The sequence below is a fragment of the Phycicoccus jejuensis genome (assembly GCF_000720925.1).
GTDB lineage: Bacteria > Actinomycetota > Actinomycetes > Actinomycetales > Dermatophilaceae > Phycicoccus > Phycicoccus jejuensis.
The window spans coordinates 31402-57720 of sequence record NZ_JOEE01000004.1 but is presented as its reverse complement, the minus strand read 5'-3'; the positions used below and the strand labels follow the sequence as shown (position 1 = coordinate 57720).

Sequence of the window (26319 nt, the reverse complement as noted above, 5' to 3'; positions counted from 1 at the left end):
GGGCTCAGTCGTCCGCCACGTCGAGGGCGAGCAGGTCCTCGATCGTCTCACGACGCACGAGCACCCTGCTCTCGCCTCCACGGACGGCGACGACGGGCGGTCGGGGGGTGTGGTTGTACTGGCTGGAGAGGCTGCGGCAGTAGGCGCCGGTGCCCGGCACGGCGACGAGGTCGCCCGGGCGGACGTCGGCCGGCAGGTACTCGTCGAGGACGACGATGTCGCCGCTCTCGCAGTGCCGCCCGACCACGCGGGCGAGCACGGGGTCGGCGCTCGAGGCCCGGTTGGCGAGGGTGCAAGAGTAGTCGGCCTCGTAGAGCGCCGGGCGGGCGTTGTCGCTCATCCCGCCGTCGACCGAGACGTAGGTCCGCGAGTGACCCGCGCCGAGGTCGACCGTCTTGACGGTGCCGACCTCGTACAGCGTGAACGTCGTCGGGCCGACGATGGCGCGCCCCGGCTCGACCGAGACCCGCGGGACGCGGTCCCCGAACTCGCGGCCGACGATGGCGGCCATCGCCGCGGCGAGCGCGTCGGCCGGCAGGGGGTCGTGCTGCGAGGTGTAGGCGATGCCGTAGCCGCCGCCGAGGTCGACCTCCGGCATCGCAACACCGTGCTCCTCCTCGACCCGTCGGTGCAGCCCGGCGAGCCGGTGCACGGCGGCCTCGAAGCCTCCGGTGTCGAAGATCTGGCTGCCGATGTGGCTGTGCAGGCCGCGCAGGTCGACCGCCTCGGGGTGCGCGAGCAGCCGGGCGACGGCCTGCATCGCCCGGCCCCCGGCGAGGCTGAAGCCGAACTTCTGGTCCTCGTGCCCGGTGGCGATGAACTCGTGGGTGTGCGCCTCGACGCCCACCGTGACGCGGACCATGACCGGCGCGCGCACGCCGAGCTCCGTCGCGAGCGCCACGACGCGGTCGATCTCGTCGAACGAGTCGACGACGACGCGGCCGACCCCGTAGGTCAGCGCGGCCCGCAGCTCGGCGACGGTCTTGTTGTTGCCGTGGAAGGCGACCCGCTCCGCGGGGAAGCCCGCCCGCTGCGCGACGGCGAGCTCGCCGCCGGTGCAGACGTCGAGGTGGAGGCCCTCCTGGTCGACCCAGCGGGCGACGGCCGTGCAGAGGAAGGCCTTGCCCGCGTAGTAGACGTCGGCGCCCCCGAAGCGCGCGAACGCGTCGGCGAACCCGTCGCGGAAACCCCGTGCGCGCGACCGGAAGTCGTCCTCGTCCATGACGTAGGCCGCCGTGCCGTGACGCTCCGCGAGCGTGACGACGTCGACCCCTCCCACGGTGAGCCGTCCCCGCTCGTCACGCGCGACCGACGACGCCCACAGCTGCGGCAGCAGCTCCATGACGTCGCCCGGGGAGGGCAGGTAGAGCGGGGGTCCGCCGTAGCCCTCGGCGTGGAGGGCACCGGCCTCGTGCGCGCGCACGGCTCAGCCCCTCACATGCGCTCGGGCGCGGAGACGCCGAGCAGGTCGAGACCGTTGGCGAGGACCTGCCGGGTGGCGTCGTTGAGCCAGAGGCGGGTGCGGTGGAGGTCGGTGACCTCCTCGTCGGCGGTCATCGGGCGCACACGGCAGGTGTCGTACCACTTGTGGAAGCGCGCGGCGAGCTCCTCGAGGTAGCGCGCCACCCGGTGCGGCTCGCGCAGGTGCGCGGCCTGGGCGACGACCCGCGGGAAGTCGCCGAGCACGGCGAGGAGCGCGGCCTCGGTGGGGTCTCCGAGCAGCGAGGCGTCGAAGCCGTCCGCGCGGTGCACGCCGTCCTCGGCCGCGAGGCGCGCCACGTTGGCCGTCCGGGCGTGGGCGTACTGCACGTAGAAGACCGGGTTGTCGTTGGTCTGCTTGCGCAGCTCCTCGCCGTCGAGCGAGAGCGGGCTGTCGGCCGGGTACCGGGCCAGCGAGTACCGGATCGCGTCGGTGCCGATCCACCCGATGAGGTCGCGCAGCTCGATGATGTTGCCGGCGCGCTTGGACAGCTTCGCGCCGTTGAGGTCGACGAGCTGCCCGATGCGCACCTCGATGTTGTGCTCCGGGTCGTCCCCCGCGCAGGCGGCGATGGCCTTGAGCCGGTTGATGTAGCCGTGGTGGTCGGCGCCGAGGAGGTAGATCTTCTCGTCGAAGCCGCGGTCCTTCTTGGACAGGTAGTACGCGGCGTCGGCGGCGAAGTACGTCGGCTCCCCGTTCGCCCGGAACAGCACGCGGTCCTTGTCGTCGGTGAAGTCGGTCGTCCGCAGCCAGACGGCGCCGTCCTGGTCGAACACGTGCCCCTGCTCGCGCAGCCGGTCGACGGCCGAGGCGACCGCGCCGCCGTCGTGGAGGCTCTTCTCCGAGAACCACACGTCGAACCGCACCCCGAAGGCCTCGAGGGTCTCGCGGATGTCGGCGAGCTGCAGGGGGTAGGCGAGGTCGCGCGCCACGACGAGTGCCTCGTCGTCGGGGAGCGAGACGAGGTCGGGCCGCTGCGCGAGCACCTGCTCCGCGAGGTCGTCGACGTACGCGCCGGGATAGCCGCCCTCGGGGGTCGGCTCGCCCTTGGCGCGGGCCAGCACCGACGCGGCGAACTTGTCCATCTGCGAGCCGGCGTCGTTGAGGTAGTACTCCGTCGTCAGCGTGGCGCCGGAGGCCCGCAGCAGCCGTCCCATGGCGTCGCCGAGCGCCGCCCAGCGGGTGTGCCCGAGGTGCAGCGGCCCGGTCGGGTTCGCGGAGATGTACTCGAGGTTGATGACGTGGCCGGCCTCGGCCTCGTTGTGGCCGAACGCGGTTCCGGCCTCGACGATGCTGCGCGCGAGCTCGCCGGCGGCCGCGGCATCGAGCGTGATGTTGAGGAAGCCCGGGCCCGCGACGTCGACCGCGGCGACGCCGTCGACCGCCCGCAGGCGCTCGGCGAGGGCCGACGCGAGCTCGCGCGGGTTCATCCCGGCGGGCTTGGCCAGCTGGAGCGCGACGTTGGTCGACCAGTCCCCGTGGTCGCGGTTCCTCGGACGCTCCACGCGCACCTCGTCGGGGACGGTGACGGCGAGGTCACCGGAGTCGACGGCGGACACGAGGGCGCCGCGGATGGCGGCCGAGAGCTGTTCGGGGGTCACCCGCGCCAGTCTACGGACGGCGGTGTCGGGCCCGTCCGGCCGCCGCGAGCCGTGAGACGACCGCCACGAGGTCGTCGGGGTCGAACGGCTTGCTCACGTAGGCGTCGAAACCGGCGCCGCTCACCTCGGGGCTCTCCAGGTCGGTCGCCGTGGCGGTGACGAGGACGACCGGCACGTCGTCGAGGGGGTGGTGGGAGCGGATCGCCGCGATGGCCCACCAGCCGTCGTACGGGGCCATCTGCGAGTCCAGGACGATGACCGCCGGGCGCTCCCGGTCGGCGTCGATGAGCCGGCTCATGGCCTCGTGCCCGTCGGCCGCCTCCTCGACCCGGAAACCGCCCAGCTCGAGGTTGATCCGCAGGAGGCGGCGGATCGCCTCGGTGTCGTCGCACACGAGGACGAGTGGCCCGTCGCCAGGTCCCGCCCACCCGGTTTGCATGGCCCCAAGCCTAGGCTGCTAGCCTCTCCCCGCGTCGCGGTTTCGACCATGACGCGCGTCATGCCGCCCCCGTAGCTCAGGGGATAGAGCACCGCCCTCCGGAGGCGGGAGCGCAGGTTCGAATCCTGCCGGGGGCACCGACGCAGGAGGGCCCGGACCGCGCGCACACCGCGCCGCGGACCGGGCCCTCCCGTCGTCCGCCCCCCACCCCGCGGCGGTCGTGACCGCACCGTGCTCGTCCGACGGGCCCGGGCGGGGATACTCTGGGGTGGGGACCGGTCCTCGCTCGAGGACCCTGGGTGGTGCCACCACCCGGATGCGGCACCGCCGCGTGCACGCCGACGGCGTGTGCACCCGGTCCCCCGCGACACCGGCTGGCGTCCCCGGCCCGCACCCACGGGTGCCCGCCGACGCCACGACCCAGGAGAAGGAACGCTTGGCACAGCGAGCACCCCGGCGCCGCGGTGGCGGTCCCCGAGACCGTCGCCCGACCCGCACGACGCACGAGGAGGGACTCCTCCCCGTCATGGCGCGCACGGTCCGTCAGGTCGAGGCCGCGGCCGGCCGCGGGCACGTCCGCCCCTCCCAGCGCACGACCTTCCAGGTCCTCGCGCTGCTCGTGCGCGAGGAGCGGGCACGTCTGAAGGGCGACCCCTCCGTGCCCGAGTCCGAGCGCACCGCGACGATGACCCGGCTCGACGGCATCGCGACGATCCTCGCGAAGACCGCCGCCCGGGACACCAGCCTGCTCCAGCTGCTCGCCGAGGACGCCGTCGTCCCGCCCGAGGCCCACGACCTCAAGAACGACATGCTGCGCTCCGCCGGCCGCGAGCCGGAGCCCGAGCCCGAGCCGCCGGCCCCCTCGGCCGACGACGCCCCCGCCCCGCGCCGCGTCGTCCCGACCGCCGTCATGGCCCGCCAGCTCGCCAACCCCTTCCTCGCGCCGGACCTCTCCGCCGTCCAGGCCGTCCGGCCGCGCACCAACCGGCTCGCCACCTGGGAGCTGCTGACCCCGCTCTTCCGCGCCTTCGAGCAGGGCGGCGACGCGACGTGCATGCCGCTGCCCGAGCCCGAGGGCGTCGTCCACGGCATCGAGGGCCTGGAGCTGATGCACCACCAGGCCCAGGTCGTCGCCGCGGCCGCGGCCGGGCACCGCACCTTCCTCCTCGCCGACGAGCCCGGGCTCGGCAAGACCGCCCAGTCGCTGCTCGCGGCCGAGGCCGCCGGCGCCTTCCCCCTGCTCGTCGTCGTGCCCAACGTCGTCAAGGCCAACTGGGCCCGCGAGGCCGCCCGGTGGACGCCGCGGCGCACCGCGACCGTCGTGCACGGCGACGGCGACACCGTCGACGGCTTCGCCGACATCGTCGTGGTCAACTACGACATCCTCGACCGCCACGTCGGGTGGCTCGGCACCCACGGCTTCCGCGGGATGGTCCTCGACGAGGCGCACTTCATCAAGAACAAGACCTCGCAGCGCTCCAGGCACGTGCTGGCCCTGTCGCAGAAGGTCCGGGAACGAGCCGCCGCACCGCTGCTCATGGCGCTGACGGGGACGCCGCTCATCAACGACATCGAGGACTTCCGGGCCGTCTGGCAGTTCCTCGGCTGGATCGACGACACCCGCCCGCGCCCCGCCCTCATGGCGGCGCTCGAGGAGACCGGCCTCACCCCCGCCGACCGCGGCTTCTCGGCCGCCGCCCGGCGCAGCGTCATCGACCTCGGCATCGTCCGGCGCCGGAAGGTCGACGTCGCCTCCGACATCCCGGCCCGCCGGGTCGCCGACCTCCCCGTCGAGCTCGACGACGAGGCGAGCCGCTCGGTCCGCTCCGCCGAGCAGCAGCTCGCCACGCGCCTCCTCACCCGCTACGACGCGGCCGTCTCCGCGCGCAGCACCCCCGTCGAGGGCGTCGACCACGAGCTCGTCCGCCGCGTCGCCGCGGCCCTGCGCCGCGACACCGGCGGCGAGACCTCCGGCGACAACGTCTTCTCGGTCCTGCGGCGCATCGGCCAGGCCAAGGCCGGCCTCGCGGCCGACTACGCGGCCCAGCTGGCGCGCAACGTCGGCAAGGTCGTCTTCTTCGCCAAGCACGTCGATGTCATGGACACCGCGGAGGCGACGTTCGCCAAGCGCGGCATCGGGTACTCCTCCATCCGTGGAGACCAGACCCCTGCCGTCCGCGCGGCGAACATCAAGGCCTTCCTCGAGGACCCCGAGGTGTCGGTCATCGTCTGCTCGCTCACCGCGGCCGGCGTCGGGCTCAACCTCCAGGTGGCCTCGAACGTCGTCCTCGCCGAGCTGTCCTGGACCTCGGCCGAGCAGACCCAGGCGATCGACCGCGTCCACCGGATCGGGCAGACCGAGCCGGTCACCGCGTGGCGCGTCATCGCCACCGGCACGCTCGACCCGCGCCTCGCGGAGCTCGTCGACGAGAAGGCCGGGCTCGCCGCCCGCGCGCTCGATGGGTCCGACGAGGAGGTCGGCGACGCCACCGACGTCCAGCTCGAGGCGATGGTCACCCTGCTCGAGGACGCGCTCGCCGCGCGCTGACGCCGTGGGCACCCGGTGAGCACCGCGCTGGAAGCGGGCCTGTGGGGTCTGCTCGCCGGCGGGGCGCTCGTCGTCGGTGCCCTCGTCGCGTGGTTCGTCCGCGTGCCACGGGCGGTCGTCGCGGTCGTCATGGCCTTCGGCGCCGGGGTCCTCGTCTCGGCGCTGTCCTTCGACCTCGTCGACGAGGCCGAGCGCACCGGCGGCCTGCTGCCGACGGTCCTGGGCTTCCTCGGCGGCGCCCTGGCCTACTTCCTCGCGAACGTCGCGCTCGGGCGGCTCGGCGCCCGGCACCGCAAGCGGTCGCACGGCCGGCAGCCGTCCGAGTCCGAGCAGTCCGGCAGCGGCGCCGCCATCGCCGTCGGCGCGCTGCTCGACGGCGTGCCGGAGTCGGTCGTCCTCGGGCTCAGCCTGCTCGGCGGGCAGGGCGTCGGGGTGCCGGTGCTGGCGGCCATCGTCATCTCGAACCTGCCGGAGGGCCTCTCGAGCGCGGCCGGGATGAAGTCCGCCGGTCGCAGCGCCCGCTACGTGTTCGGCGTGTGGGTGGGCATCGCCGTCGCGAGCGGCCTGGCAGGGCTGGTCGGGGTGCTGCTCCTCCAGGGGGCCTCCCCCGAGGCCGTCGCCGCCATCACGGCGGTCGCGGCCGGCGCCATCCTCACGATGGTCGCCGACACGATGATCCCCGAGGCCTTCGAGCGCACCCACATGGTCACCGGGCTGGTGACGACGCTCGGCTTCGCCACCGCGTTCGTCGTCGGGCGGCTCTGACCCGCAGGGCCGGGCCGCCCGACGACGGTGGGCGCGCTCAGCGCTGGGACGCGTCCGAGACCTCGCCGACGAGCTCCTCGATGACGTCCTCGAGGAACACGACGCCGACGACGACCCCGTCGTCCGCGACGACGCGGGCGAGGTGGGAACCGCTGTCCTGCATGGTCTGCAGCACGGACTCGACCTCGTCACCGCGGCGCACGGTGGCCATCCGCCGCACGCGCTTGGTCGGCACCGGCTCGGTGCGCTCCTCGTCGTCGGCGTAGAGGACGTCCTTGAGGTGCAGGTACCCGCCCACCTCGCCGGCGCGGTCGAGCACCGGGTAGCGCGAGAAGCCGTGCCGGGCGACGAGCCGCTCGATGTCCTCGGGCGTCGCCTCGGCGGTCACGGTGACCAGCTGCTCGATCGGCACCCCGACGTCGGAGGCGTCCTTGTCGCTGAACTCCAGTGCGGCACCGAGCCGCTCGTAGTCCTGCGCCCCGACGAGTCCCTCCTCGCGGGACTCGTCGAGGATGTGCGCGACCTCCTCGGCGGTGAACGCCGACGCGAGCTCGTCCTTGGGCTCCACGCCGAAGAGCCGGATGACGGCCTTGGAGAGCCGGTCCATCCCGTGGATGAGCGGGGCGACGACCTTCGAGACCCACACGAGCGGCGGCACGAGGACGATGGCGGCCCGCTCGGGCTTCGCGATGGAGATGTTCTTCGGGATCATCTCGCCGTAGACGACGTGGAGGAAGACGACGACCGCGAGCGCGAGGAGCAGGGCGACGACGTCGGCGACGACCGTCGAGAGGCCGAGGCCCTCGGCGACCGGGACGAGCGCGTGGTGCAGCGCCGCCTCGGACACGGCGCCGAGGAGCACCGAGCAGACCGTGATGCCGAGCTGGCTCGTGGCCAGCAGGATCCCGGTGCGCTGCAACGCCTCCATCGCGACCCTGGCGCCCTTGCTGCCCGCCTCGGCGAGGGGCTCGAGCTGGCTGCGGCGGGCGGACATCGCGGCGAACTCCGCGCCGACGAAGAACGCGTTGGCGGCGAGCAGGACGACGGTGACGAGCAGCGTGGTCACGCGCCCACCTCCGTCGGGCGGGCGGTGGGGACGGCCCGCACCGGCAGCAGCCGGACCCGGTCGACCCGGTGGCCCTCCATGTCGACGACGCGCGCGGTCCAGCCGTCGACGACGACCTCGTCACCGACCTGCGGGACGCGGCCGAGCGCGGCCATGACGAAGCCGCCGACCGTCTCGTAGGCCGGACCCTCGGGCACGTCGACGCCGACGCGCGAGCGCACCTCGTCCGGCCGCCAGAGGCCCGGCACGGTCCAGGAGCCGTCCGGCAGACGGCGACCCGTCGTCTGACCACGGTCGTGCTCGTCGCTGACCTCGCCGACGATCTCCTCGACGAGGTCCTCGAGCGTCACGACGCCGGAGGTGCCGCCGTACTCGTCGACGACGACGGCGAGCTGCATCCCGCCGCCGCGCAGGCGGACGAGGAGCGGGTCCAGGCGCAGGGTCTCGGGGACGAACACGGCCTGGGTCATCAGGGCCGACACGGGCACGTCGGCCCGGCGCTCGAAGGGGACGGCGATGGCCTTCTTGACGTGGACGATCCCGTCGACGTCGTCCCAGTCGGCGCCGACCACCGGAAAGCGCGAGTGGCCGGTGTGCCGCGCGAGCGCGACGAGGTCGGCGGCGGACGCGGTGCGGTCGATGGACGTCGCCCGCGAGCGCGGCGTCATGACGTCGGCCGCGCTCTGGTCGGCGAACCCGAGGGACGCGGTGACGAGACGGGCGGTGCCGACGTCGAGGGTGCCGGCCTCGGCGGAGCTGCGGACGAGGGAGGCGAGCTCCGCGGGGCTGCGGGCGGCCGACAGCTCCTCCTGGGGCTCGATGCCGAGCGCGCGCAGGGTGCGGTTGGCCACGCCGTTGAGGACGGCGATGAGCGGCTTGGCGGCGAGGCCGAACCAGCGGACCGGGCCCGCGGAGACCTTCGCGGTGGCCATCGGCAGCGACACGGCGAGGGTCTTGGGGACCATCTCTCCGACGATCATCGAGAAGCCGGTGGCGAGGACCATCGCGAGCACCGCCCCCACGGAGGTGGCGACGCCGACCGAGAGGCCGGCCGACTCCAACGGCCCCTGGAGCAGGACGCCGACGGAGGGGCTCGCGATGAAGCCAAGGACGAGGGTGGTCAGCGTGATGCCGACCTGGCACGCCGAGAGCTGCGTCGACAGCTGCCGGTGCGAGGTGAGGACGGAGCGGGCGCCGGGCTCACCCGCGTCGACGGCGCGCTGGACGGCCGGACGGTCGAGGGCCACGAGCGAGAACTCCGCCGCGACGAACAGGGCGGTGCCGACCGTGAGGACGACACCGAGGAGGAGCAGGAGCCAGGGGGTCATCGGTGATCAGGACTGGGAGGGTGCATGCCTCCACAGCGTACGGGCCCCCGGGCGGGTTCCGGCCGGTGCTCATCCCCCGGGGGGAGCGCCGGTCCACCGAGGGGTTGACCCTCCCCCTGCGGCAGGCTGGGAGGATCGGTGCCATGAGCACGCGGAGGACACCATGACCACCACGACCGGGCGGCCCGGGGGCGCCGACTCCGGTCGCATCGAGATCACCGGCCTGACGAAGACCTTCGGCCAGTTCGTCGCCGTCGACGGCCTGACCTTCGGCGTCGAGCCCGGCCGGATCACCGGCTTCCTCGGGCCGAACGGGGCGGGCAAGACGACGACGCTGCGGATGCTCCTCGGCCTCGTCCGGCCGACGAGCGGCACCGCGACGATCGGGGGCCGGCCCTACGCCGACCTGCCCCGCCCGCTCGAGAGCGTCGGCGCTGCCCTCGAGGCCACGAACTTCCACCCGGGCCGCAGCGGCCGCGACCACCTGCGCGTGCTCGCCGCCGCCGGCGGCATCCCCGACCGCCGGGTCGACGAGCTCCTCGAGCTGACGGGCATCCCGGCGGCGGCCCGCAAGCGGGCCGGCGGCTACAGCATGGGGATGCGCCAGCGCCTCGGCCTCGCGGCCGCGCTCGTCGGCGACCCGCAGGTCCTCGTCCTCGACGAGCCGGCCAACGGGCTGGACCCCGAGGGCATCCGCTGGCTGCGCGGCTTCCTCAAGCACCTCGCGAGCGAGGGCAAGACCATCCTCGTCTCGAGCCACCTCCTCCAGGAGGTCGCGCAGACGGTCGACGACGTCGTCATCATCGCCAACGGCCGTCTCGTGCAGGCCGGCCCGATGGAGGAGCTCGAGGGCACCCCGGGCTCGCTCGTGCAGACCAGCGACGCGGCGGCCCTCGCCGGCGCGCTGCGGGTCGCCGACGTGACGAGCAGCGTCCAGGAGGACGGCTCGCTCGTCGCGGACACCGGCGACATGCGCCTCGTCGGCGACGTCGCCCTGCGCGCCGGTCTGCCCATCTACGGTCTGCGCCCGCAGCGGGCCGACCTCGAGACCCTGTACTTCTCCCTCACCGAGGGCACCAACCGCAACCTCGGCGACGGCGCCGCCCCCGTGGGTGCGCCCACCGAGGGCGACGCCGTCACCGGCCAGGAAGGAGCGAACCTGTGATCCCCGCGGTGCGGAGCGAGTTCCGCAAGTTCTTCACGACCCGCCTGTGGTGGGGCATGGCCATCGCGATCTTCGTCGCGGGGGCCGCCTTCGCCGCGCTCTTCGGCTTCCTCCTGACGAGCGAGACCGCCCGCAGCGGCGAGGCCGGGGTGCCGACCGGGGACGCGACCCAGGTCGCCAGCAGCGTCTACACCGGCGGGCTGTCCATCGGCTACCTGTTGCTCCTGACCATCGGCGTGCTCCAGATCGGGTCCGAGTACCGGCACAAGACGATCAGCGGCACCTTCCTCGCGACGCCGCGCCGGCTGCGGGCGATGCTCGCCAAGGTCGTCGCCCTGCTCGGCATCGGCGCCGTGTACGGCCTGGTCAGCCTCGTCGGGTCGGTGTCCGTGGGCGCCGTCGTCCTCGGCCTGCGCGACCAGGACGCCTTCCCGTCCGGCACGATCGTGCGCACCCTCGCCCTGAGCCTCCTCGTGCTCGGGCTGTGGGCGCTCATCGGCCTCGGCATCGGCATCCTCATCCCCAACCAGGTGGCCGCGCTGCTCATCGGGGTCGGGGTGGCCTGGATCGTCGAGCCGCTCATCGGGTTCGCCATGAGCTTCTGGGAGTTCGGCCGCGAGCACGTCGCCCAGTTCCTGCCGACGTCGGCGACCAACGCGATCGTCAACGCGGTGTCGAACGGCCCGGACGAGGTGCGCCTCGAGTGGTGGGGCGGCGCGCTCGTCCTCGCCGCCTACGCGGCCGTCCTCGCCGGCATCGGCATCTGGCGCACGACCCGGGCGGACATCGCCTGACGGCGGGCGCCGCCCGAGGGCGGACGGCACGTCGTCGCGGCGACCGGTGGGGCCTCCCCACCGGTCGCCGCGCGTTCGGCACCGCTCGGCGTGCGGCGACACGGTCGCCACGGCCACGTAATAGGCTGGGACGAACACCCGCGACCCGCACGCGACCAGCCGAGAAAGAGGCGCATAGCCCGTGGCCGAGCAGTCCCCGTCCAGCGACCCCCTGACCGCCTTCGGACCCAACGAGTGGCTGGTCGACGAGCTGTACGAGCAGTACCAACGGGACCGGAACAGCGTCGACAAGGCGTGGTGGAGCTTCTTCGCCGACTACCAGCCCGGTGACGCCGCCAAGGGCCGCACCAACGGGGGGTCCACGCACGCCGGCAACGGCAGGCCCGCCCCCCGGCCGCAGGAGAAGGCCGCCCAGCCCGAGACCCCCGCTCCGGCGGCTGCGCAGCCCGCCCCGAAGGAGCCGCAGGCCGCTCCGGCGCCCGCCCCGGCGAAGTCCGAGCCCGCCGACGAGAAGCCGGCCGAGGCCAAGGCCGCCCCGATGCCGCGCGAGCCCCAGGCCCCCAAGCAGACCGGGCCGCTCGCCGAGTCCGCGCACCAGCCGATCCGTGGCGCGAGCGCGCGCGTCGTCACGAACATGGAGGCCTCGCTCGAGGTCCCGACCGCCACCTCGGTGCGCGCCGTGCCGGCCAAGCTCCTCGTCGACAACCGCATCGTCATCAACAACCACCTCGCCCGCAGCCGCGGCGGCAAGGTGAGCTTCACCCACCTCATCGGCTACGCCCTCGTCAAGGCCCTCGGCGTCATGCCCGAGATGAACAACGGCTTCGGCCACGACGAGAAGGGCAAGCCGGTCCTCATCACGCCGGCGCACGTCAACCTCGGCCTCGCGATCGACATCGCCAAGCCCGACGGCACCCGCCAGCTCCTCGTGCCGTCCATCAAGGCCGCCGAGACGATGGACTTCGCGCACTTCTGGACCGCCTACGAGGACGTCGTCAAGAAGGCGCGCGGCGGCAAGCTGACCGTCGAGGACTTCCAGGGCACCTCGATCTCGCTGACCAACCCCGGCACGATCGGCACCGTCCACTCGGTGCCCCGCCTCATGCAGGGCCAGGGCACGATCATCGGCGTCGGCGCGATGGACTACCCCGCCGAGTGGCAGGGCGCGAGCGCCGAGACGCTCAACCGCAACGCCGTGAGCAAGATCCTCACGCTGACGAGCACCTACGACCACCGCATCATCCAGGGCGCGCAGTCCGGTGATTTCCTCCGGATCGTCCACTCGCTGCTCCTCGGCGAGCAGGGCTTCTACGACGAGATCTTCGAGAGCCTGCGCATCCCCTACGAGCCGGTCCGCTGGGTGCGCGACGTCTCGGCCGCGCACGACGACGACATCAACAAGGTCGCCCGCGTCCAGGAGCTCATCCACGCCTACCGCGTGCGCGGCCACCTCATGGCCGACACCGACCCGCTGGAGTACAAGCAGCGCCGCCACCCCGACCTCGACATCACCAACCACGGCCTCACGCTGTGGGACCTCGAGCGCGACTTCGCGACCGGCGGGTTCGGTGGCCAGCCGTTCCTCAAGCTGCGCAAGATCCTCGGCGTCCTGCGCGACTCGTACTGCCGCACCATCGGCGTCGAGTACATGCACATCCAGGACCCGGAGCAGCGCCGCTGGATCCAGGACAAGGTCGAGGTCGGGTACGCCAAGACCACGCGCGAGGAGCAGCTGCGCATCCTGCGCCGGCTCAACGCCGCGGAGGCCTTCGAGACCTTCCTCCAGACGAAGTTCGTCGGGCAGAAGCGCTTCTCGCTCGAGGGCGGCGAGTCCGTCATCGCGCTGCTCGACCGCGTCCTGTCGATGGCCGCCGAGGACGAGCTCGACGAGGTCTGCATCGGGATGCCGCACCGCGGCCGCCTCAACGTGCTGGCCAACATCGCCGGCAAGTCCTACGGCCAGATCTTCCGCGAGTTCGAGGGCAAGCAGGACCCGCGCTCGGTCCAGGGTTCCGGCGACGTCAAGTACCACCTCGGCACCGAGGGCGAGTTCACCGCCGAGTCCGGCGCGACGACGAAGGTCTACCTCGCGGCCAACCCGAGCCACCTCGAGGCCGTCAACCCGGTGCTCGAGGGCATCGTCCGCGCCAAGCAGGACCGCCTCGACCTCGCCGGCGAGGACTTCACCGTCCTGCCCGTGCTCATGCACGGCGACGCCGCGTTCGCCGGACAGGGCGTGGTGGCCGAGACGCTCAACCTCAGCCAGCTGCGCGGCTACCGCACCGGCGGCACCGTGCACGTCGTCATCAACAACCAGGTCGGCTTCACGACCTCCCCGAGCAGCTCGCGCTCCTCGACGTACTCGACCGACGTCGCGCGGATGATCCAGGCGCCGATCTTCCACGTCAACGGCGACGACCCGGAGGCGTGCGTGCGCGTCGCCGAGCTCGCCTACGAGTTCCGCAAGGAGTTCCACAAGGACGTCGTCGTCGACATGGTGTGCTACCGCCGCCGTGGTCACAACGAGGGCGACGACCCGTCGATGACGCAGCCGCTCATGTACAACCTCATCGAGGCCAAGCGCAGCGTCCGCAAGCTCTACACCGAGGCGCTCATCGGCCGCGGCGACATCACCGTCGAGGACGCCGAGGCCGCGCTGCGCGACTACCAGCAGCAGCTCGAGCGGGTCTTCGTCGAGACCAAGGAGGCGCTGAAGTCGGCCGAGAAGGACGCCCGGGACGGCCGCAAGGCCGACGCCGGCTCCGGCCTCGAGCCGCCGGCCGCGCAGGCCCCCTTCGCCGACCGCACGACGCACTCGGCCACCGAGACCGCGATCAGCACCGAGCTGCTGCACCGCATCGGCGACGCCTTCTCCACGCCGCCGGACGGCTTCACGGTGCACCCCAAGCTGCGCCAGATGCTCGACAAGCGCACCCAGAGCACCCGCGAGGGCGGCATCGACTGGGGCACCGGCGAGCTGCTCGCCTTCGGCTCCCTCCTCATCGAGGGCACGCCGGTCCGCCTCGCCGGGCAGGACAGCCGCCGCGGCACGTTCGTCAGCCGGCACGCCGTGCTCATCGACAAGGAGAACGCGTCCGAGTGGACGCCGCTGCTCTACCTCGGCCAGGGCCAGGCGAAGTTCTGGGTCTACGACAGCCTCCTGTCCGAGTTCGCGGCGATGGGCTTCGAGTACGGCTACTCCGTCGAGCGGCCCGACGCGCTCGTCCTCTGGGAGGCGCAGTTCGGCGACTTCTTCAACGGTGCGCAGACGATCGTCGACGAGTTCATCAGCAGCTCCGAGCAGAAGTGGGGCCAGCGCTCCTCGGTCGTCCTGCTCCTCCCCCACGGCTACGAGGGCCAGGGCCCGGACCACTCGTCGGGGCGCATCGAGCGCTTCCTCACGATGTGCGCCGAGGGCAACATGACCGTCGCCTACCCCTCGACCCCCGCGTCGTACTTCCACCTGCTGCGCCGCCAGGCCTACGCCCGGCCGCGCAAGCCGCTCATCGTCTTCACCCCGAAGTCGATGCTGCGCCTCAAGGCGGCGGCGAGCTCGGTCGAGGACTTCACGACCGGTGGCTTCCGGCCGGTCCTCCCGGACCGTCCGGGCGCGACGGAGGGCTCGGTGACCCGCGTCCTCCTCGCCGCCGGCAAGGTCGTCTACGACCTCGAGGCCGAGCGGGCCAAGCGCGGCGACACCTCGACGGCGATCCTGCGGATGGAGCAGTACTACCCGCTCCCCGGCGCGGAGCTGACCAAGGCCCTCGCGCAGTACCCGGACGCCGAGGTCGTCGTCGTGCAGGACGAGCCCCAGAACATGGGCGCGTGGCCCTTCCTGGCGCTCAACCTGCCCGAGGAGCTCGCGGCCCACGGCGAGACGCGGCCCCTGCGGGTGGTCTCCCGTCCGCGGTCGGCGTCGCCGGCGGCGGGCTCGACCAAGCAGCACCAGGCGGAGCAGGCCGACCTCGTCGCCCGCGCCTTCGACCGGTGAGGCGGGGCCGCCGGTAGGCTCGAGGACGTGTACTTCACCGACCGCGGCATCGAGGAGCTCCAGGCGCGGCGGGGGGACGAGGAGGTCACCCTCGACTGGCTGGCGGAGCAGCTGAGGACGTTCGTCGACCTCAACCCCGACTTCGAGGTGCCCGTGGAGCGGCTGGCCACCTGGCTGGCCCGACTGGACGACGAGGACGAGTGAGCGAGCAGATGCCGGACGAGCAGGGCGGCCCCGGGGGCCAGTCCCCCATCGAGTTCCGCCCGAGCGCGGAGGCGGTGGTCGTCCCCGACGGTCCACGCGACCTCGCGCTCGTCTTCCTCGGCGCCTCCCTCGTCGCCGGGGTCGGCGACCCCAAGGGCCAGGGCTGGGTCACCCGCGTCGTCGGGCGCACCCAGCACCCGGACCTCACGCTGACCTCGTACAACCTCGGCGTGCGGGGCGACACCTCCGGCGACCTGCTCGAGCGGTGGGCCGGTGAGGTGCCGCGGCGCTGGCGCGGCCGGTCCGAGAAGCGCCTCGTGCTGTCGGTCGGGACGAACGACATCCTCTCGGGCGTCTCGCTGGCGCGGCACCGGCTCAACCTCGCGAACCTCCTCGACGACGCCGCGTCGTCGGGCGTCGGCACCTTCGTCGTCAGCCCGCCCCCGACGGACGACGAGGAGCTGAACTCGCGGCTCGAGGTCCTCGTCGACGCGCAGGCCGACGTCTGCGGCCGGCGCGGGGTCCCGTTCGTCGACTGCTACGCCCCGCTGCTCGGGCACGACCAGTGGCGCACTGACCTCGCCGCGTCCGGCGTACCGCACCACCCGGGCCAGGCCGGCTACGGGCTCATCGCCTGGCTCGTCCTGCACAATGGCTGGAACGACTGGCTCCAGATCGCCTGAGCGACACGTCGATCCCCTGCGTCACGGTGATGGCGGGGAAACCCGCCTCGGACGCGGATGTATCCCCGTCCGCGACCAACCACCGCGCCGTCACGGTGATGACGCGGTTGTTCGTCGCGACCCTCCCGTCGGTCAGACGGTGAAGACGACCTTGCCGGCGACGCGGCCCTCGACCATCCGGGCGAAGCCGTCGCGTGCGTCGGCCAGGGGCATGACGGAGTCGACGAGCGGCTCGATGCCGGCGTCGACGACGAACCGGGCGAGGCGCTCGAGCTCGTCGCGCGTGCCCATCGTCGACCCGACGACCCGCAGCTGCTTGAAGAAGATCTTCGTCAGCTCGGCCTTGGAGGGGGCGTCGCCCGACGTCGCGCCCGAGATGACGACGGTGCCGCCCGGCCGCAGGCTGTTGATGCTGTGCGACCAGGTGGCGGCGCCGACGGTCTCCATCACCGCGTCGACGCGCTCGGGCAGCCGGGCGCCGTTCTCGAAGGCCCGGTCGGCCCCGAGCCAGACGGCCTGCTCGCCCTTCTCGGCGTCGCGCGAGGTGACCCACATCCGCAGCCCGGCCGCGGAGCCGAGCTGGACCAGGGCGGTGGCGACCCCGCCCGCGGCGCCCTGGACGAGCACGGTGGCGCCGGGCTGCACGGCGGCGTTCGTGAACAGCATCCGGTAGGCCGTGAGCCACGCGGTCGGCAGGCAGGCGGCGTGCTCCCACGAGAGGTCGTCGGGCTTGGGCACGAGGTTGTGCGTCGGGACGGCGACGACCTCGGCGAGCGTGCCGTCGTGCACCTCGGACAGCAGGCTGCGGCGCGGGTCGAGGGTCTCGTCGCCGGTCCAGCCGGGCGAGGCGACGACCGCGTGGACGATGACCTCGTCACCGCCCTCGGTCACGCCGGCGCCGTCGCAGCCGAGGACCATCGGGAGCCGGTCGGCCGGCAGCCCGACCCCGCGCAGCGACCACACGTCGTGGTGGTTGAGGGCCGCGGTGCGCAGCCGGACGGTCGTCCAGCCCTCGGGCGCCTGCGGGTCGGGGCGCTCCCCGACCTCGAGGCCGCTCAGCGGGTCGTCGGCGGACTGGGACTTGGCGAAGGCGGCGAGCATGCTCCCGACCCTACGGGGTCGGACGGCGGCGGGCGACGACGACGAACTGGTAGGTCAGCAGGTCGCGCAGGCCGGGGACCCAGCCGACGAGCAGCGCCAGCTTGTTGACGGCGACCGGGGCGTCGACGAAGCGCTGCGAGCGCTTCCACGCGACCGGCTCGAGCGAGGTCTGCGCGAGCAGCTCCTCGATGTCGCGGCGCGCGAACCACCGCAGGTGCGTCGAGTCGTGCAGCCCGCGGTCGCGGCGCGGCCAGGTGCGGCGCAGGAACACGCTCGTGAAGGTCGCCAGGTGCCCGACGTTCGGCAGGCTGATGACGACCTCGCCCTCGGGCGCCAGGTGGTCGGTGAAGGCGTCGAGGACGCTCCAGGGGTCCACGAGGTGCTCGAGCACGTCGGCGAAGACCATGCAGTCGTAGGGCCCCTCGAGCTGCGCGACGATCTCGTCGAGGCGGTTGAGGTCGCCGGTGACGACCCGGTCGAGGCGGCCGCGGGCCTCGCCGGCCAGTCCCTCGTCGTACTCCACCCCCGTGACGCGGGCTCCCTGTCGGCGCTTGACGGCGTCGCCGAGCGTGCCGTTGGCGCACCCCACGTCGAGCACCTCGCGGTGGCCGGTGCCGATCCGCTTGAAGATCTCGGGTCGCAGGCCGGTGTAGGACGAGTAGCGCGTGAAGGTCTTCACGGGGGGTGAGTCTGCCCTACGCGGGGCCCGGACGGATGCCCCGACCCGGCTCAGGCGCGCCGTTCCGTGCCGAGGACGGTGGGCGCGGCCCGGTGCAGCGCGTCGCGCCAGTGCGGCAGCGGCTCGAGCCCGGCGGCGCGCCACATCGCGTGGTCCAGGACGCTGTACGCGGGCCGTGGGGCGGGGGCCGGGTAGGCGTCGGAGGTGATGGGGGCCACCCGCGCCGGGTCCTCCCCCAGCTCCTCGAGCACCGCGCCGGCCAGCCCGTGCCAGGAGGTCTCGCCGTCGGCCGTCCCGTGCCAGATGCCGTAGGGCGCGCCGGCCTCGACGATCCGGGCGATGCCGTCGGCGAGGTCGACGGTCCACGTCGGCTGGCCCACCTGGTCGGCGACGAACCCGAAGGTGTCGCGCTCGCGCGCGAGGCGGGCGACGGTCGCCGGGATGCTGCGCCCGTGCGCCCCGTAGAGCCACGCGGTGCGCACGACCCAGGCGCGGGGGCACTCGGCCCGCACGGCCCACTCCCCGGCCGCCTTGGTGCGGCCGTAGGCCGAGGCGGGGGCGACCGGCGCGTCGGCGGGCCACGGCGTCGTGCCGTCGCCGGCCACGACGTAGTCGGTGGACACGTGCACGAGCGAGCCCGGGCCGGCTGCCACGGCGCGCGCGAGGTTGGCCGCGCCGACGGCGTTGACCGCGAAGGCGCGGGCCTCGTCGGTCTCGGCCGCGTCGACCGCCGTGTAGGCCGCGCAGTTGACGACGACGTCGGCGCCCGCGACCGCCGCGGCGCAGGACGCCGGGTCGAGGACGTCGACCGCGGGCAGGTCCATCCCCACGACCTCGTGCCCGCGCTCGCGCAGCACCTCGACGAGGTCGGTGCCGAGCATCCCGGCCGCACCGACGACCAGCCAGCGCGCCATCAGCGGCCGAGGACCTGTTGCGTGCGGGCGTACCGGGCCTCGGTGGCCTCCTTCTGCGGGCGCCACCAGGCCTCGTTCTCGCGGTACCAGTCGATGGTGGCGGCCAGGCCGTCGCGGAAGCTCTCGTAGCGCGGGCTCCAGCCGAGCTCGCGCCGCAGCCGGTCGGCGTCGATGGCGTAGCGCAGGTCGTGGCCGGCGCGGTCGGTCACCTGGTCGAAGCCGTCGGGGTCCTCGCCCATGAGCTCGAGGATGAGCCGGACGACGTCGAGGTTGTTGACCTCGCCGTCAGCGCCGATGAGGTAGGTCTCGCCGGAGGCGCCGCGGTCGACGATCGTCCAGACGGCCTCGTTGTGGTCGTCGACGTGGATCCAGTCCCGCACGTTGAGCCCGGCGCCGTAGAGCTTGGGGCGCACGCCGTCGATGACGTTGGTGATCTGGCGGGGGATGAACTTCTCGACGTGCTGGCGCGGGCCGTAGTTGTTCGAGCAGTTCGAGATCGTCGCGCGGATGCCGAAGGATCGGACCCAGGCGCGCACGAGCAGGTCCGAGCCGGCCTTGGTCGAGCTGTACGGCGAGCTCGGGTTGTACGGCGTGGCCTCGGTGAACTTCGCGGGGTCGTCGAGCTCGAGGTCGCCGTAGACCTCGTCGGTCGAGATGTGGTGGTAGCGCACCCCGTGGCGGCGCACGGCCTCCAGCAGGGTGAAGGTGCCGACGAGGTTGGTCCGCACGAACGGGCTCGGGTCCTCGAGCGAGTTGTCGTTGTGCGACTCGGCCGCGAAGTGCACGACGAGGTCGCACTCGCCGACGAGCCGGTCGACGAGGTCGGCGTCGGCGACGTCGCCCTCGACCAGGCGGACGCGGTCGAGGGTCCCCTCGAGCGAGGCGGTCGAGCCGGCGTACGTCATCAGGTCGAGCACGGTCACCTGCGCGTCCGGACGCGTCGCGAGCGTCCGGTGCACGAAGTTGCTGCCGATGAACCCGGCTCCCCCGGTGACGAGTACCTTCATGCGCGCAAGGCTACTGCGCGGCCCGGAACCGCCCACCGATAGGCTCGACGGCATGAAGGGCATCGTCCTCGCCGGCGGAAGCGGCACGCGGCTGCACCCCATCACGATGGGGATCTCCAAGCAGCTCATGCCGATCTACGACAAGCCGATGGTCTACTACCCGCTCTCGACGCTGATGATGGCGGGCATCCGCGAGATCCTCGTCATCACCACCCCCGAGGACGTCGACCAGTTCCGCCGGCTGCTCGGCGACGGCTCGCGCTGGGGCATCGAGCTCTCGTACGCCGTGCAGCCGCGGCCCGAGGGCCTGGCCCAGGCCTTCGTCATCGGGGCGGACTTCATCGGCGAGGACTCCGTCGCCCTCGTCCTCGGCGACAACATCTTCCACGGCAGCGGCCTCGGCACCGCGCTGCGTCGCCTCACCGACGTCGAGGGCGGCCACATCTTCGCCTACCACGTGGCCGACCCCACGGCCTACGGCGTCGTCGAGTTCGCCGACGACGGGACCGTCGTGTCCATCGAGGAGAAGCCGGCGCAGCCGCGCAGCGACTACGCCGTGCCGGGCCTCTACTTCTACGACAACGACGTGGTCGAGATCGCGCGGTCCCTGGAGCCGAGCCCCCGCGGCGAGCTGGAGATCACGGCGGTCAACGACGCCTACCTGCAGCGCGGCGAGCTGACGGTCACGGTGCTCCCCCGCGGCACCGCGTGGCTGGACACCGGCACCTTCGAGGGGCTCATGGACGCCAGCCAGTTCGTCCACGTCGTCGAGGCCCGCCAGGGCCACAAGGTCGGGTGCGTCGAGGAGATCGCCTGGCGGGCCGGCTGGATCGACGACGACGCCCTGCGCGCGCTCGGCGACGCGCTCCTCAAGTCCGGGTACGGCGCCTACCTCCACGCCTGCCTGGCCCGGGGGACGCGCTGATGGACATCCGCGCGCTCTCGATCGAGGGGGCCTTCGTGGTCACCCCGCGCCAGTTCCCCGACGACCGCGGCGTCTTCCTCGAGTCCTTCCGCGGCGACCGGCTCGCCGAGCACCTCGGACACCGCCCCGACGTCGTCCAGACCAACGTGTCGGTCTCCTCGCGCGGCACGGTGCGGGGCATCCACTTCGCCGACGTCCCACCCGGCCAGGGCAAGTACGTCACCGCGCTGACCGGCTCGCTCGTCGACTACGTCGTCGACGTCCGCGTCGGCTCGCCGACCTTCGGGCAGTGGGAGGCCGTCCTCCTCGACACCGTCGACCGCCGCGCGGTCTGGCTCTCCGAGGGCCTCGGCCACGCGTTCTGCGCGCTCGAGGACGGCACGACGGCGATGTACCTGTGCTCCGCCGCGTACAACCCGACCGGCGAGCACGGCGTCCACCCGCTCGACCCCGCCGTCGGCCTCGAGCTGCCCGAGGGGGTCACGCCGCTGCTCTCCCCCAAGGACTCCGAGGCGCCCACGCTCGCGGAGGCCGCGGGCCAGGGCCTGCTCCCGACGTGGGAGGCGTGCCGCGCGCACGCCGAGGAGCTGGCCCGCCGCTCGCGCTGAGCGCGCTCAGCCCCGCGCCGACCGGGTCGGGGCGAGCCGCCGCACGGCCTGCGCCACCGCCTCGGCGACCCCGGGCTCGAACACCGAGGGCACGATCTGCTCCGCCGTCGGCTCGGGCACCATGTCGGCGATGGCCCGCGCCGCCGCCAGCTTCATCGCCTCGGTGACCCGCGTGGCCCCGGCGTCCAGCGCGCCCCGGAAGATGCCGGGGAAGGCGAGGACGTTGTTGATCTGGTTCGGGAAGTCCGAGCGCCCCGTGGCCACGACGGCGGCGTGCCGGTGCGCGACGTCGGGGTGCACCTCGGGGGTCGGGTTCGCGAGCGCGAAGACGATCGCGTCGGGGGCCATGGCGGCCACCTGCTCCTCCGGCACGGTGCCGCCGGAGACGCCGACGTAGCAGTCGGCCCCCTCGAGCGCCGTCCCGAGCGAGCCGGTGAGGCCGCGCGGGTTGGTCGAGAGCGCGAGCCGCTGCTTGTGCTCGGAGAGGTCCGGGCGCCCGGCGTGGATGATCCCGCGCGAGTCGCACACGACGACGTCACGGACGCCGGCGCGCTGGAGGAGCCGGGTCACGGCGACGCCGGCGGCCCCGGCGCCGGCCACGACGACCCGCAGGTCCTCGAGCCGGCGGTCGAGGACGCGCACCGCGTTGTACAGGCCGGCGAGCACGACGATCGCCGTCCCGTGCTGGTCGTCGTGGAACACGGGGATGTCGAGGCGCTCCTTGAGCTGCTCCTCGATCTCGAAGCAACGCGGCGCCGAGATGTCCTCGAGGTTGATGCCGCCGTAGCTCGGCGCGATGCGGGCGATCGCCTCGACGAGCTCGTCGACGGTGCCGGTCTCCATGACCACCGGCACCGCGTCGATGCCCGCGAAGTGCTTGAACAGCACCGCCTTTCCCTCCATCACGGGCATCGCCCCGAGCGGGCCGATGTCCCCGAGGCCGAGGACGGCCGTGCCGTCGCTGATGACGGCCACCGTGTTGCCGCGGGCGGTGTAGCGGGTCGAGAGCGTGGGGTCGGCGGCGATGGCGAGGGACACCTCGGCGACCCCCGGGGTGTAGAGGAGCGAGAGGTCCTCGCGCCCCCGGAGCGGCTGCGTCGCGTGTACCCCCAGCTTCCCGCCCTCGTGAGCACGGAAGACCGGGCTCTCCGGGTCGAAGGACGGCAGGACGGGGGACGCGGACACGATGGCTCCTCGGAGAGGGAGGGGGGCACGCGAGCGGACAGCGTGCGGGAGGGGGTGCTGCGGCCCGCAGGGATGGGTGCGTCTGCGGGTGTCGCGCGGCGGGGGTGTCCACCGGAAGGTCCTCATCATGGCACAGGGGCCCGCGGCGGCCGAGGCCTCCGCGTGTGACGCACGTCGCGGTGCGGGCCCGCGGACACGCCCGGATAGTTACCCGGGCGTGACGCACGTCGCACGCTCCGGTGGCAGGATCACCTGCACACCCTCTCGGTCGGGCGCCCACCCGGGGTCCGGCACCCGTGAAAGGACCAGCATGCTCCGCACCCGTGCGATCGCCGTCGCCGCTCTCGCCACGACCGCCCTCGCCCTCTCGGCCTGTGGCTCCGACTCGCTCTCGACGGGCGGCAGCACCACCTCGGCGCCGGCCGGCTCCTCGGCCCCCGCGCCGAGCGTCGACGCGGCCCTGGCCGCCAAGCTCCCGGAGAAGATCAAGAGCGCCGGCAAGGTCGTCATCGGCACCGACGCCACCTACCAGCCGAACGAGTACCTCGACTCCGACGGCCAGACGGTCATCGGCATGGACGTCGACCTCTTCGACGCCGTGATGGCGAAGTTCGGCGTCAAGACCGAGTGGCAGCCCTCGGCGTTCGACTCGATCATCCTCGGGGTCCAGAGCGGCAAGTACGACGTGGGCGTCTCGAGCTTCACGGTCAACGCCGAGCGCGAGCAGCAGGCGACGATGGTCAGCTACTTCAAGGCCGGCACCCAGTGGGTCACCCAGAAGGGCAACCCGAAGAAGGTCGACCCGGCCGACGCGTGCGGCCTCAACATCGCGGTCCAGAAGGGCACGGTCCAGGCCGACACCGACCTGCCCGCCCGTGACAAGGCGTGCACCGACGCCGGCAAGCCCGCCATCAACGCCCTCGTCGACGGCGACCAGGCGAAGGTCACGGCCATGGTGCAGTCCGGCAAGGCCGATGCGATGCTCGTCGACCTGCCCCCGGCCATCGCGGCGGTCGACTCCACCGGCGGCACCCTCGAGCTCCTCGGCGACCAGTACGACTCCGCCCCCTACGGCTACGTCCTGCCGAAGGACCAGACCGAGTTCGGCGACGCCATCGTCGAGGCGCTCAAGCAGCTCGAGGCCGACGGCACCTACCAGGAGATCCTCGCCAAGTGGAAGACCGAGGGTGGCGCGATCAGCGACTTCGCGGTCAACCCCTCCGTCGGCTGACCATGACCGACACCACCGCCGACCGGCCGGGCGCGATCGACGCCCGGCCGGTCCGGCACCCCGGACGCTGGGTCGCGGTCGCCGTCATCGGGGTCCTCGTCGCGATGCTCGTCAACTCGTTCGTCACGAACGAGCGCTGGGACTGGGCCTACACGTTCCAGATCATGCAGCAGAAGTCGGTGATCAACGGCCTGTGGATGGGGACCATCCTCGGCACGGTCATCGCGATGGCGATCGGCGTCGTCCTCGGCGTCGTGCTGGCCATCATGCGGATGTCCGAGAACCCCGTCCTGCGCGGTGTGTCCTTCGTCTACACGTGGTTCTTCCGGGCCATCCCGCGCTACGTCCTGCTCTCGCTCTTCGCCGTCGGCTTCGGGTACCTCTACCTCAACAAGTTCGACGTCGGGATCCCGTTCTCCAGCATCCACTTCGCGACGATCGACTACAGCGCGTGGTCGAGCACCGTCCTCATCGGCGGCATCGCGCTCGGCCTCTCGGAGGCCGCCTACATGGCCGAGATCGCGCGCGCCGGCATCCTGTCGGTCGACCGGGGGCAGGCCGAGGCCGCCCAGGCGCTCGGGATGGCCCCCGGCAAGACGATGCGCCGCATCGTCCTCCCCCAGGCCATGCGCGTCATCGTGCCGCCGACCGGCAACGAGACGATCGCGATGGTCAAGGACACCTCGCTGTTCATCGCCGCCAACATCACCATCGAGCTGTACTACCAGGCGACCTTCTTCGGCTCGCGCGCCTTCAAGATCATGCCCGGCCTCATGGCGGCGACCCTCTGGTACCTCATCGTCTGCACCATCCTCATGCTCGGGCAGTCCTGGTTGGAGCGGTACTTCGGCCGTGGCTACGGCCCGACGCCGAAGGCCACGAAGCAGAAGCTCACCGAGATCGGAGCCGACCACTGATGCCCGCCACGTCGGACGCACCGCTCGTCCACGCCGTCAACGTCACCAAGTCCTTCCACGGCAACGAGGTGCTCAAGGGCATCGACCTCGACGTGCGCACCGGCGAGGTCGTCGTCCTCCTCGGTCCCTCCGGCTCCGGCAAGACGACCTTCCTGCGCTGCATCAACCAGCTCGAGACCATCGACGGCGGGCGGATCTGGGTCGACGGCGACCTCATGGGCTACGACGACCGCGGCGGCACCCTCCACCGCCTCACCGACAAGCGGATCGCCGCCCAGCGCCGCGACATCGGCATGTGCTTCCAGCGCTTCAACCTCTTCCCGCACAAGACGGTCCTCGAGAACGTCGTCGAGGCGCCGGTGCAGGTCAAGGGCGTGGACCGGCGCACCGCCGAGGCGCGGGCGCACGAGCTGCTCGAGCAGGTCGGCCTGCAGGACAAGCCTGCTGCCTACCCGAGCCAGCTCTCGGGTGGGCAGCAGCAGCGCGTGGCCATCGCCCGGGCCCTCGCGATGGAGCCCAAGCTCATGCTCTTCGACGAGCCGACCTCGGCCCTCGACCCCGAGCTCGTCGGCGAGGTCCTCAAGGTGATGCGCGACCTCGCGCAGAAGGGGATGACGATGATCGTCGTCACCCACGAGATGGGCTTCGCCCGCGAGGTCGCCGACCGGGTCGTCTTCATGGACGGCGGCGTCGTCGTCGAGGAGGGCCCCCCGGGCCAGGTCATCGGGAACCCGCAGCACGGGCGCACCCGCGCCTTCCTCTCCCGGATGCGCCAGGAGGAGCAGGCCCACGCGCAGGCCGTCACCGAGGCGGTCAGCGCCGGGGTCGCCGCGCTCGACGACGCCCCGAAGGAGCCGTGAGGCCGGCGCTCGTCCGCGTCCGCGGGCGCTCGATGCTCCCCACCTACCGCGAGGGCGACGTGCTGCTCGTGCTCCGCGGGCTGCGCCCGCGCGCCGGACGGGCCCACGTGGTGCGCCTGCCACCGGACGCCGCGGGCCGCCCGCGACCGCTCGCGGTCAAGCGGCTGACCGGGCGCGACCCGGACGCGCCCGAGCGCTGGTGGGTGGACTCGGACAACCCGGCCGAGGGGGTCACGTCCTTCGACGTCGGCTCCCTCGCCGAGGCCGACGTCCTCGCGGTGGTCGCCGGGTTGGTGTGGCGTCCGCTGGGGTAGGTTGAGGACGACCGCGCGTCCCCCCATCTGAGTAGGAGTGACCCACATGCTGTCCCTGTTCCGCGTCACCGAGGTCTCGGCCCACTGCGACCTCCCGTGCGGCGTCTACGACCCCGCCCAGGCCCGCATCGAGGCGGAGTCGATCAAGGCGATCATCGCCAAGGTCGCCGACAACGACGACCCCGACTTCCGCACCCGCGCCATCCTCATCAAGGAGCAGCGCTCGGAGCTCGTCAAGCACCACCTGTGGGTGCTGTGGACCGACTACTTCAAGGCGCCGCACTTCGAGAAGTACCCGCAGCTGCACACCCTGTTCAACGAGGCCACGAAGCTCGCCGGCGCCTCCGGCACCAAGGGCGAGCTCGACGCGGCCAAGGCCGACGAGCTGCTCGCCAAGATCGACGAGATCGCGACGATCTTCGCCGAGACCAAGAAGGCCTGAGCCACCGGCTCGAGTCCGACGGCGGGTGTCCCCTCGGGGGCGCCCGCCGTCGTCGTGTCCGAGGTGCCCGAG

General features: G+C 72.8%; 24 protein-coding genes and 1 tRNA gene. 15 read left to right on the top strand and 10 right to left on the bottom strand.

Features of this window, described 5'->3' with window-relative positions:
• Positions 1 to 4 precede the first annotated feature (4 nt).
• From lysA to IG69_RS0108710, 3 genes are read right to left on the bottom strand one after another with little or no spacing between them, the layout of a single operon-like run.
• Positions 5 to 1423: a diaminopimelate decarboxylase gene (gene lysA, locus IG69_RS0108720; RefSeq protein ID WP_030527778.1), complete on the bottom strand. Its 1419-nt coding sequence runs from the start codon at positions 1421 to 1423 to the stop codon at positions 5 to 7.
• Between the two features lie 11 nt (positions 1424 to 1434).
• Entirely contained in the window at positions 1435 to 3081 is a 1647-nt protein-coding gene (gene argS / locus IG69_RS0108715) for an arginine--tRNA ligase (RefSeq protein ID WP_030527777.1), read from the bottom strand.
• A 10-nt stretch (positions 3082 to 3091) separates the two neighbouring features.
• Positions 3092 to 3520, bottom strand: coding sequence for a response regulator (locus tag IG69_RS0108710; RefSeq protein WP_051750386.1), 429 nt, complete (start codon positions 3518 to 3520; stop codon positions 3092 to 3094).
• A 65-nt stretch (positions 3521 to 3585) separates the two neighbouring features.
• Here IG69_RS0108710 and IG69_RS0108705 point away from each other — a divergent pair.
• From IG69_RS0108705 to IG69_RS0108695, 3 genes are all read left to right on the top strand, one after another.
• Positions 3586 to 3657: transfer RNA gene (locus IG69_RS0108705), tRNA-Arg, on the top strand.
• A 389-nt stretch (positions 3658 to 4046) separates the two neighbouring features.
• The gene (locus tag IG69_RS0108700) at positions 4047 to 6068 is read left to right on the top strand and encodes a DEAD/DEAH box helicase (protein WP_245616116.1); all 2022 of its coding nucleotides are present in this window, start codon (positions 4047 to 4049) and stop codon (positions 6066 to 6068) included.
• 15 nt (positions 6069 to 6083) lie between these two features.
• The gene (locus tag IG69_RS0108695) at positions 6084 to 6833 is read left to right on the top strand and encodes a ZIP family metal transporter (protein WP_030527774.1); all 750 of its coding nucleotides are present in this window, start codon (positions 6084 to 6086) and stop codon (positions 6831 to 6833) included.
• Between the two features lie 37 nt (positions 6834 to 6870).
• Here the strand turns inward: IG69_RS0108695 and IG69_RS0108690 are convergent, their stop codons facing one another.
• Positions 6871 to 7899 (bottom strand): hemolysin family protein, encoded by a 1029-nt coding sequence (locus tag IG69_RS0108690; protein WP_030527773.1) that lies wholly within the window; start codon positions 7897 to 7899, stop codon positions 6871 to 6873.
• A complete protein-coding gene (locus IG69_RS0108685; RefSeq protein ID WP_030527772.1) occupies positions 7896 to 9227 on the bottom strand; it encodes a hemolysin family protein in 1332 nt (443 codons plus the stop codon). Before IG69_RS0108685 ends, IG69_RS0108690 begins: the two co-directional genes overlap by 4 nt.
• Positions 9228 to 9390: 163 nt before the next feature.
• Here IG69_RS0108685 and IG69_RS0108680 point away from each other — a divergent pair, with 163 nt between their 5' ends.
• The 5 genes from IG69_RS0108680 (at position 9391) to IG69_RS0108660 (ending at position 16064) form a co-directional block, all read left to right on the top strand.
• Entirely contained in the window at positions 9391 to 10392 is a 1002-nt protein-coding gene (locus IG69_RS0108680; RefSeq protein WP_030527771.1) for an ABC transporter ATP-binding protein, read from the top strand.
• The gene (locus IG69_RS0108675) at positions 10389 to 11186 is read left to right on the top strand and encodes an ABC transporter permease subunit (protein ID WP_030527770.1); all 798 of its coding nucleotides are present in this window, start codon (positions 10389 to 10391) and stop codon (positions 11184 to 11186) included. Before IG69_RS0108680 ends, IG69_RS0108675 begins: the two co-directional genes overlap by 4 nt.
• 181 nt (positions 11187 to 11367) lie before the next feature.
• Entirely contained in the window at positions 11368 to 15177 is a 3810-nt protein-coding gene (locus tag IG69_RS0108670; RefSeq protein ID WP_030527769.1) for a multifunctional oxoglutarate decarboxylase/oxoglutarate dehydrogenase thiamine pyrophosphate-binding subunit/dihydrolipoyllysine-residue succinyltransferase subunit, read from the top strand.
• A gap of 27 nt (positions 15178 to 15204) precedes the next feature.
• Complete coding sequence (locus IG69_RS22490) at positions 15205 to 15381, top strand: DUF6104 family protein (protein ID WP_169742049.1); 177 nt, start codon at positions 15205 to 15207, stop codon at positions 15379 to 15381.
• An 8-nt stretch (positions 15382 to 15389) separates the two neighbouring features.
• Positions 15390 to 16064 carry a GDSL-type esterase/lipase family protein gene (locus tag IG69_RS0108660; RefSeq protein WP_030527768.1) on the top strand — a complete coding sequence of 225 codons (675 nt, stop codon included), beginning with the start codon at positions 15390 to 15392 and terminating at the stop codon, positions 16062 to 16064.
• 132 nt (positions 16065 to 16196) lie between these two features.
• Here the strand turns inward: IG69_RS0108660 and IG69_RS0108655 are convergent, their stop codons facing one another.
• The 4 genes from IG69_RS0108655 to rfbB are packed head-to-tail and all read right to left on the bottom strand — an operon-like array spanning position 16197 to position 19765.
• On the bottom strand, positions 16197 to 17165 hold the full coding sequence (locus tag IG69_RS0108655) for a zinc-binding dehydrogenase (protein WP_030527767.1): 969 nt from the start codon (positions 17163 to 17165) through the stop codon (positions 16197 to 16199).
• Positions 17166 to 17175: 10 nt separating this feature from the next.
• On the bottom strand, positions 17176 to 17844 hold the full coding sequence (locus IG69_RS20955) for a class I SAM-dependent methyltransferase (protein ID WP_051750385.1): 669 nt from the start codon (positions 17842 to 17844) through the stop codon (positions 17176 to 17178).
• 50 nt (positions 17845 to 17894) lie between these two features.
• Positions 17895 to 18758: a dTDP-4-dehydrorhamnose reductase gene (gene rfbD, locus IG69_RS0108645; protein ID WP_036829607.1), complete on the bottom strand. Its 864-nt coding sequence runs from the start codon at positions 18756 to 18758 to the stop codon at positions 17895 to 17897.
• Complete coding sequence (rfbB, locus tag IG69_RS0108640) at positions 18758 to 19765, bottom strand: dTDP-glucose 4,6-dehydratase (RefSeq protein ID WP_030527764.1); 1008 nt, start codon at positions 19763 to 19765, stop codon at positions 18758 to 18760. The genes rfbD and rfbB overlap by 1 nt, the downstream gene beginning before the upstream one ends.
• A 52-nt stretch (positions 19766 to 19817) precedes the next feature.
• Here rfbB and rfbA point away from each other — a divergent pair, with 52 nt between their 5' ends.
• Complete coding sequence (gene rfbA / locus IG69_RS0108635) at positions 19818 to 20690, top strand: glucose-1-phosphate thymidylyltransferase RfbA (RefSeq protein WP_030527763.1); 873 nt, start codon at positions 19818 to 19820, stop codon at positions 20688 to 20690.
• Positions 20690 to 21298, top strand: coding sequence for a dTDP-4-dehydrorhamnose 3,5-epimerase family protein (locus IG69_RS0108630; protein WP_030527762.1), 609 nt, complete (start codon positions 20690 to 20692; stop codon positions 21296 to 21298). The genes rfbA and IG69_RS0108630 overlap by 1 nt, the downstream gene beginning before the upstream one ends.
• Positions 21299 to 21304: 6 nt before the next feature.
• Here IG69_RS0108630 and IG69_RS0108625 read toward each other — a convergent pair whose 3' ends face one another.
• Positions 21305 to 22483, bottom strand: coding sequence for an NAD(P)-dependent malic enzyme (locus tag IG69_RS0108625; RefSeq protein WP_036829605.1), 1179 nt, complete (start codon positions 22481 to 22483; stop codon positions 21305 to 21307).
• Positions 22484 to 22793: 310 nt separating this feature from the next.
• Between IG69_RS0108625 and IG69_RS0108620 the strand changes: the two genes are divergently transcribed.
• The 5 genes from IG69_RS0108620 to sodN are packed head-to-tail and all read left to right on the top strand — an operon-like array spanning position 22794 to position 26247.
• Complete coding sequence (locus tag IG69_RS0108620) at positions 22794 to 23714, top strand: ABC transporter substrate-binding protein (protein WP_030527760.1); 921 nt, start codon at positions 22794 to 22796, stop codon at positions 23712 to 23714.
• 2 nt (positions 23715 to 23716) lie between these two features.
• Positions 23717 to 24631: an amino acid ABC transporter permease gene (locus tag IG69_RS0108615; RefSeq protein ID WP_030527759.1), complete on the top strand. Its 915-nt coding sequence runs from the start codon at positions 23717 to 23719 to the stop codon at positions 24629 to 24631.
• Positions 24631 to 25491 (top strand): amino acid ABC transporter ATP-binding protein, encoded by an 861-nt coding sequence (locus tag IG69_RS0108610; RefSeq protein ID WP_051750384.1) that lies wholly within the window; start codon positions 24631 to 24633, stop codon positions 25489 to 25491. The genes IG69_RS0108615 and IG69_RS0108610 overlap by 1 nt, the downstream gene beginning before the upstream one ends.
• Entirely contained in the window at positions 25488 to 25805 is a 318-nt protein-coding gene (locus IG69_RS0108605) for a S24 family peptidase (RefSeq protein WP_030527757.1), read from the top strand. Before IG69_RS0108610 ends, IG69_RS0108605 begins: the two co-directional genes overlap by 4 nt.
• A gap of 46 nt (positions 25806 to 25851) precedes the next feature.
• Positions 25852 to 26247, top strand: coding sequence for a superoxide dismutase, Ni (sodN, locus tag IG69_RS0108600; RefSeq protein WP_030527756.1), 396 nt, complete (start codon positions 25852 to 25854; stop codon positions 26245 to 26247).
• The last annotated feature ends 72 nt before the right edge of the window (positions 26248 to 26319 follow it).

Coding starts and splice junctions, on each gene's coding strand:
- IG69_RS0108700 (WP_245616116.1), top strand. CDS start 4,047: ATGGCGCGCACGGTCCGTCAGGTCGAGGCCGCGGCCGGCCGCGGGCAC.
- sodN (WP_030527756.1), top strand. CDS start 25,852: ATGCTGTCCCTGTTCCGCGTCACCGAGGTCTCGGCCCACTGCGACCTC.
- rfbA (WP_030527763.1), top strand. CDS start 19,818: ATGAAGGGCATCGTCCTCGCCGGCGGAAGCGGCACGCGGCTGCACCCC.
- IG69_RS0108680 (WP_030527771.1), top strand. CDS start 9,391: ATGACCACCACGACCGGGCGGCCCGGGGGCGCCGACTCCGGTCGCATC.
- IG69_RS0108620 (WP_030527760.1), top strand. CDS start 22,794: ATGCTCCGCACCCGTGCGATCGCCGTCGCCGCTCTCGCCACGACCGCC.
- rfbD (WP_036829607.1), bottom strand. CDS start 18,758: ATGGCGCGCTGGCTGGTCGTCGGTGCGGCCGGGATGCTCGGCACCGAC.
- IG69_RS0108685 (WP_030527772.1), bottom strand. CDS start 9,227: ATGACCCCCTGGCTCCTGCTCCTCCTCGGTGTCGTCCTCACGGTCGGC.
- rfbB (WP_030527764.1), bottom strand. CDS start 19,765: ATGAAGGTACTCGTCACCGGGGGAGCCGGGTTCATCGGCAGCAACTTC.
- IG69_RS0108660 (WP_030527768.1), top strand. CDS start 15,390: ATGCCGGACGAGCAGGGCGGCCCCGGGGGCCAGTCCCCCATCGAGTTC.
- IG69_RS0108655 (WP_030527767.1), bottom strand. CDS start 17,165: ATGCTCGCCGCCTTCGCCAAGTCCCAGTCCGCCGACGACCCGCTGAGC.
- IG69_RS0108610 (WP_051750384.1), top strand. CDS start 24,631: ATGCCCGCCACGTCGGACGCACCGCTCGTCCACGCCGTCAACGTCACC.
- IG69_RS0108615 (WP_030527759.1), top strand. CDS start 23,717: ATGACCGACACCACCGCCGACCGGCCGGGCGCGATCGACGCCCGGCCG.
- IG69_RS0108710 (WP_051750386.1), bottom strand. CDS start 3,520: ATGCAAACCGGGTGGGCGGGACCTGGCGACGGGCCACTCGTCCTCGTG.
- IG69_RS0108630 (WP_030527762.1), top strand. CDS start 20,690: ATGGACATCCGCGCGCTCTCGATCGAGGGGGCCTTCGTGGTCACCCCG.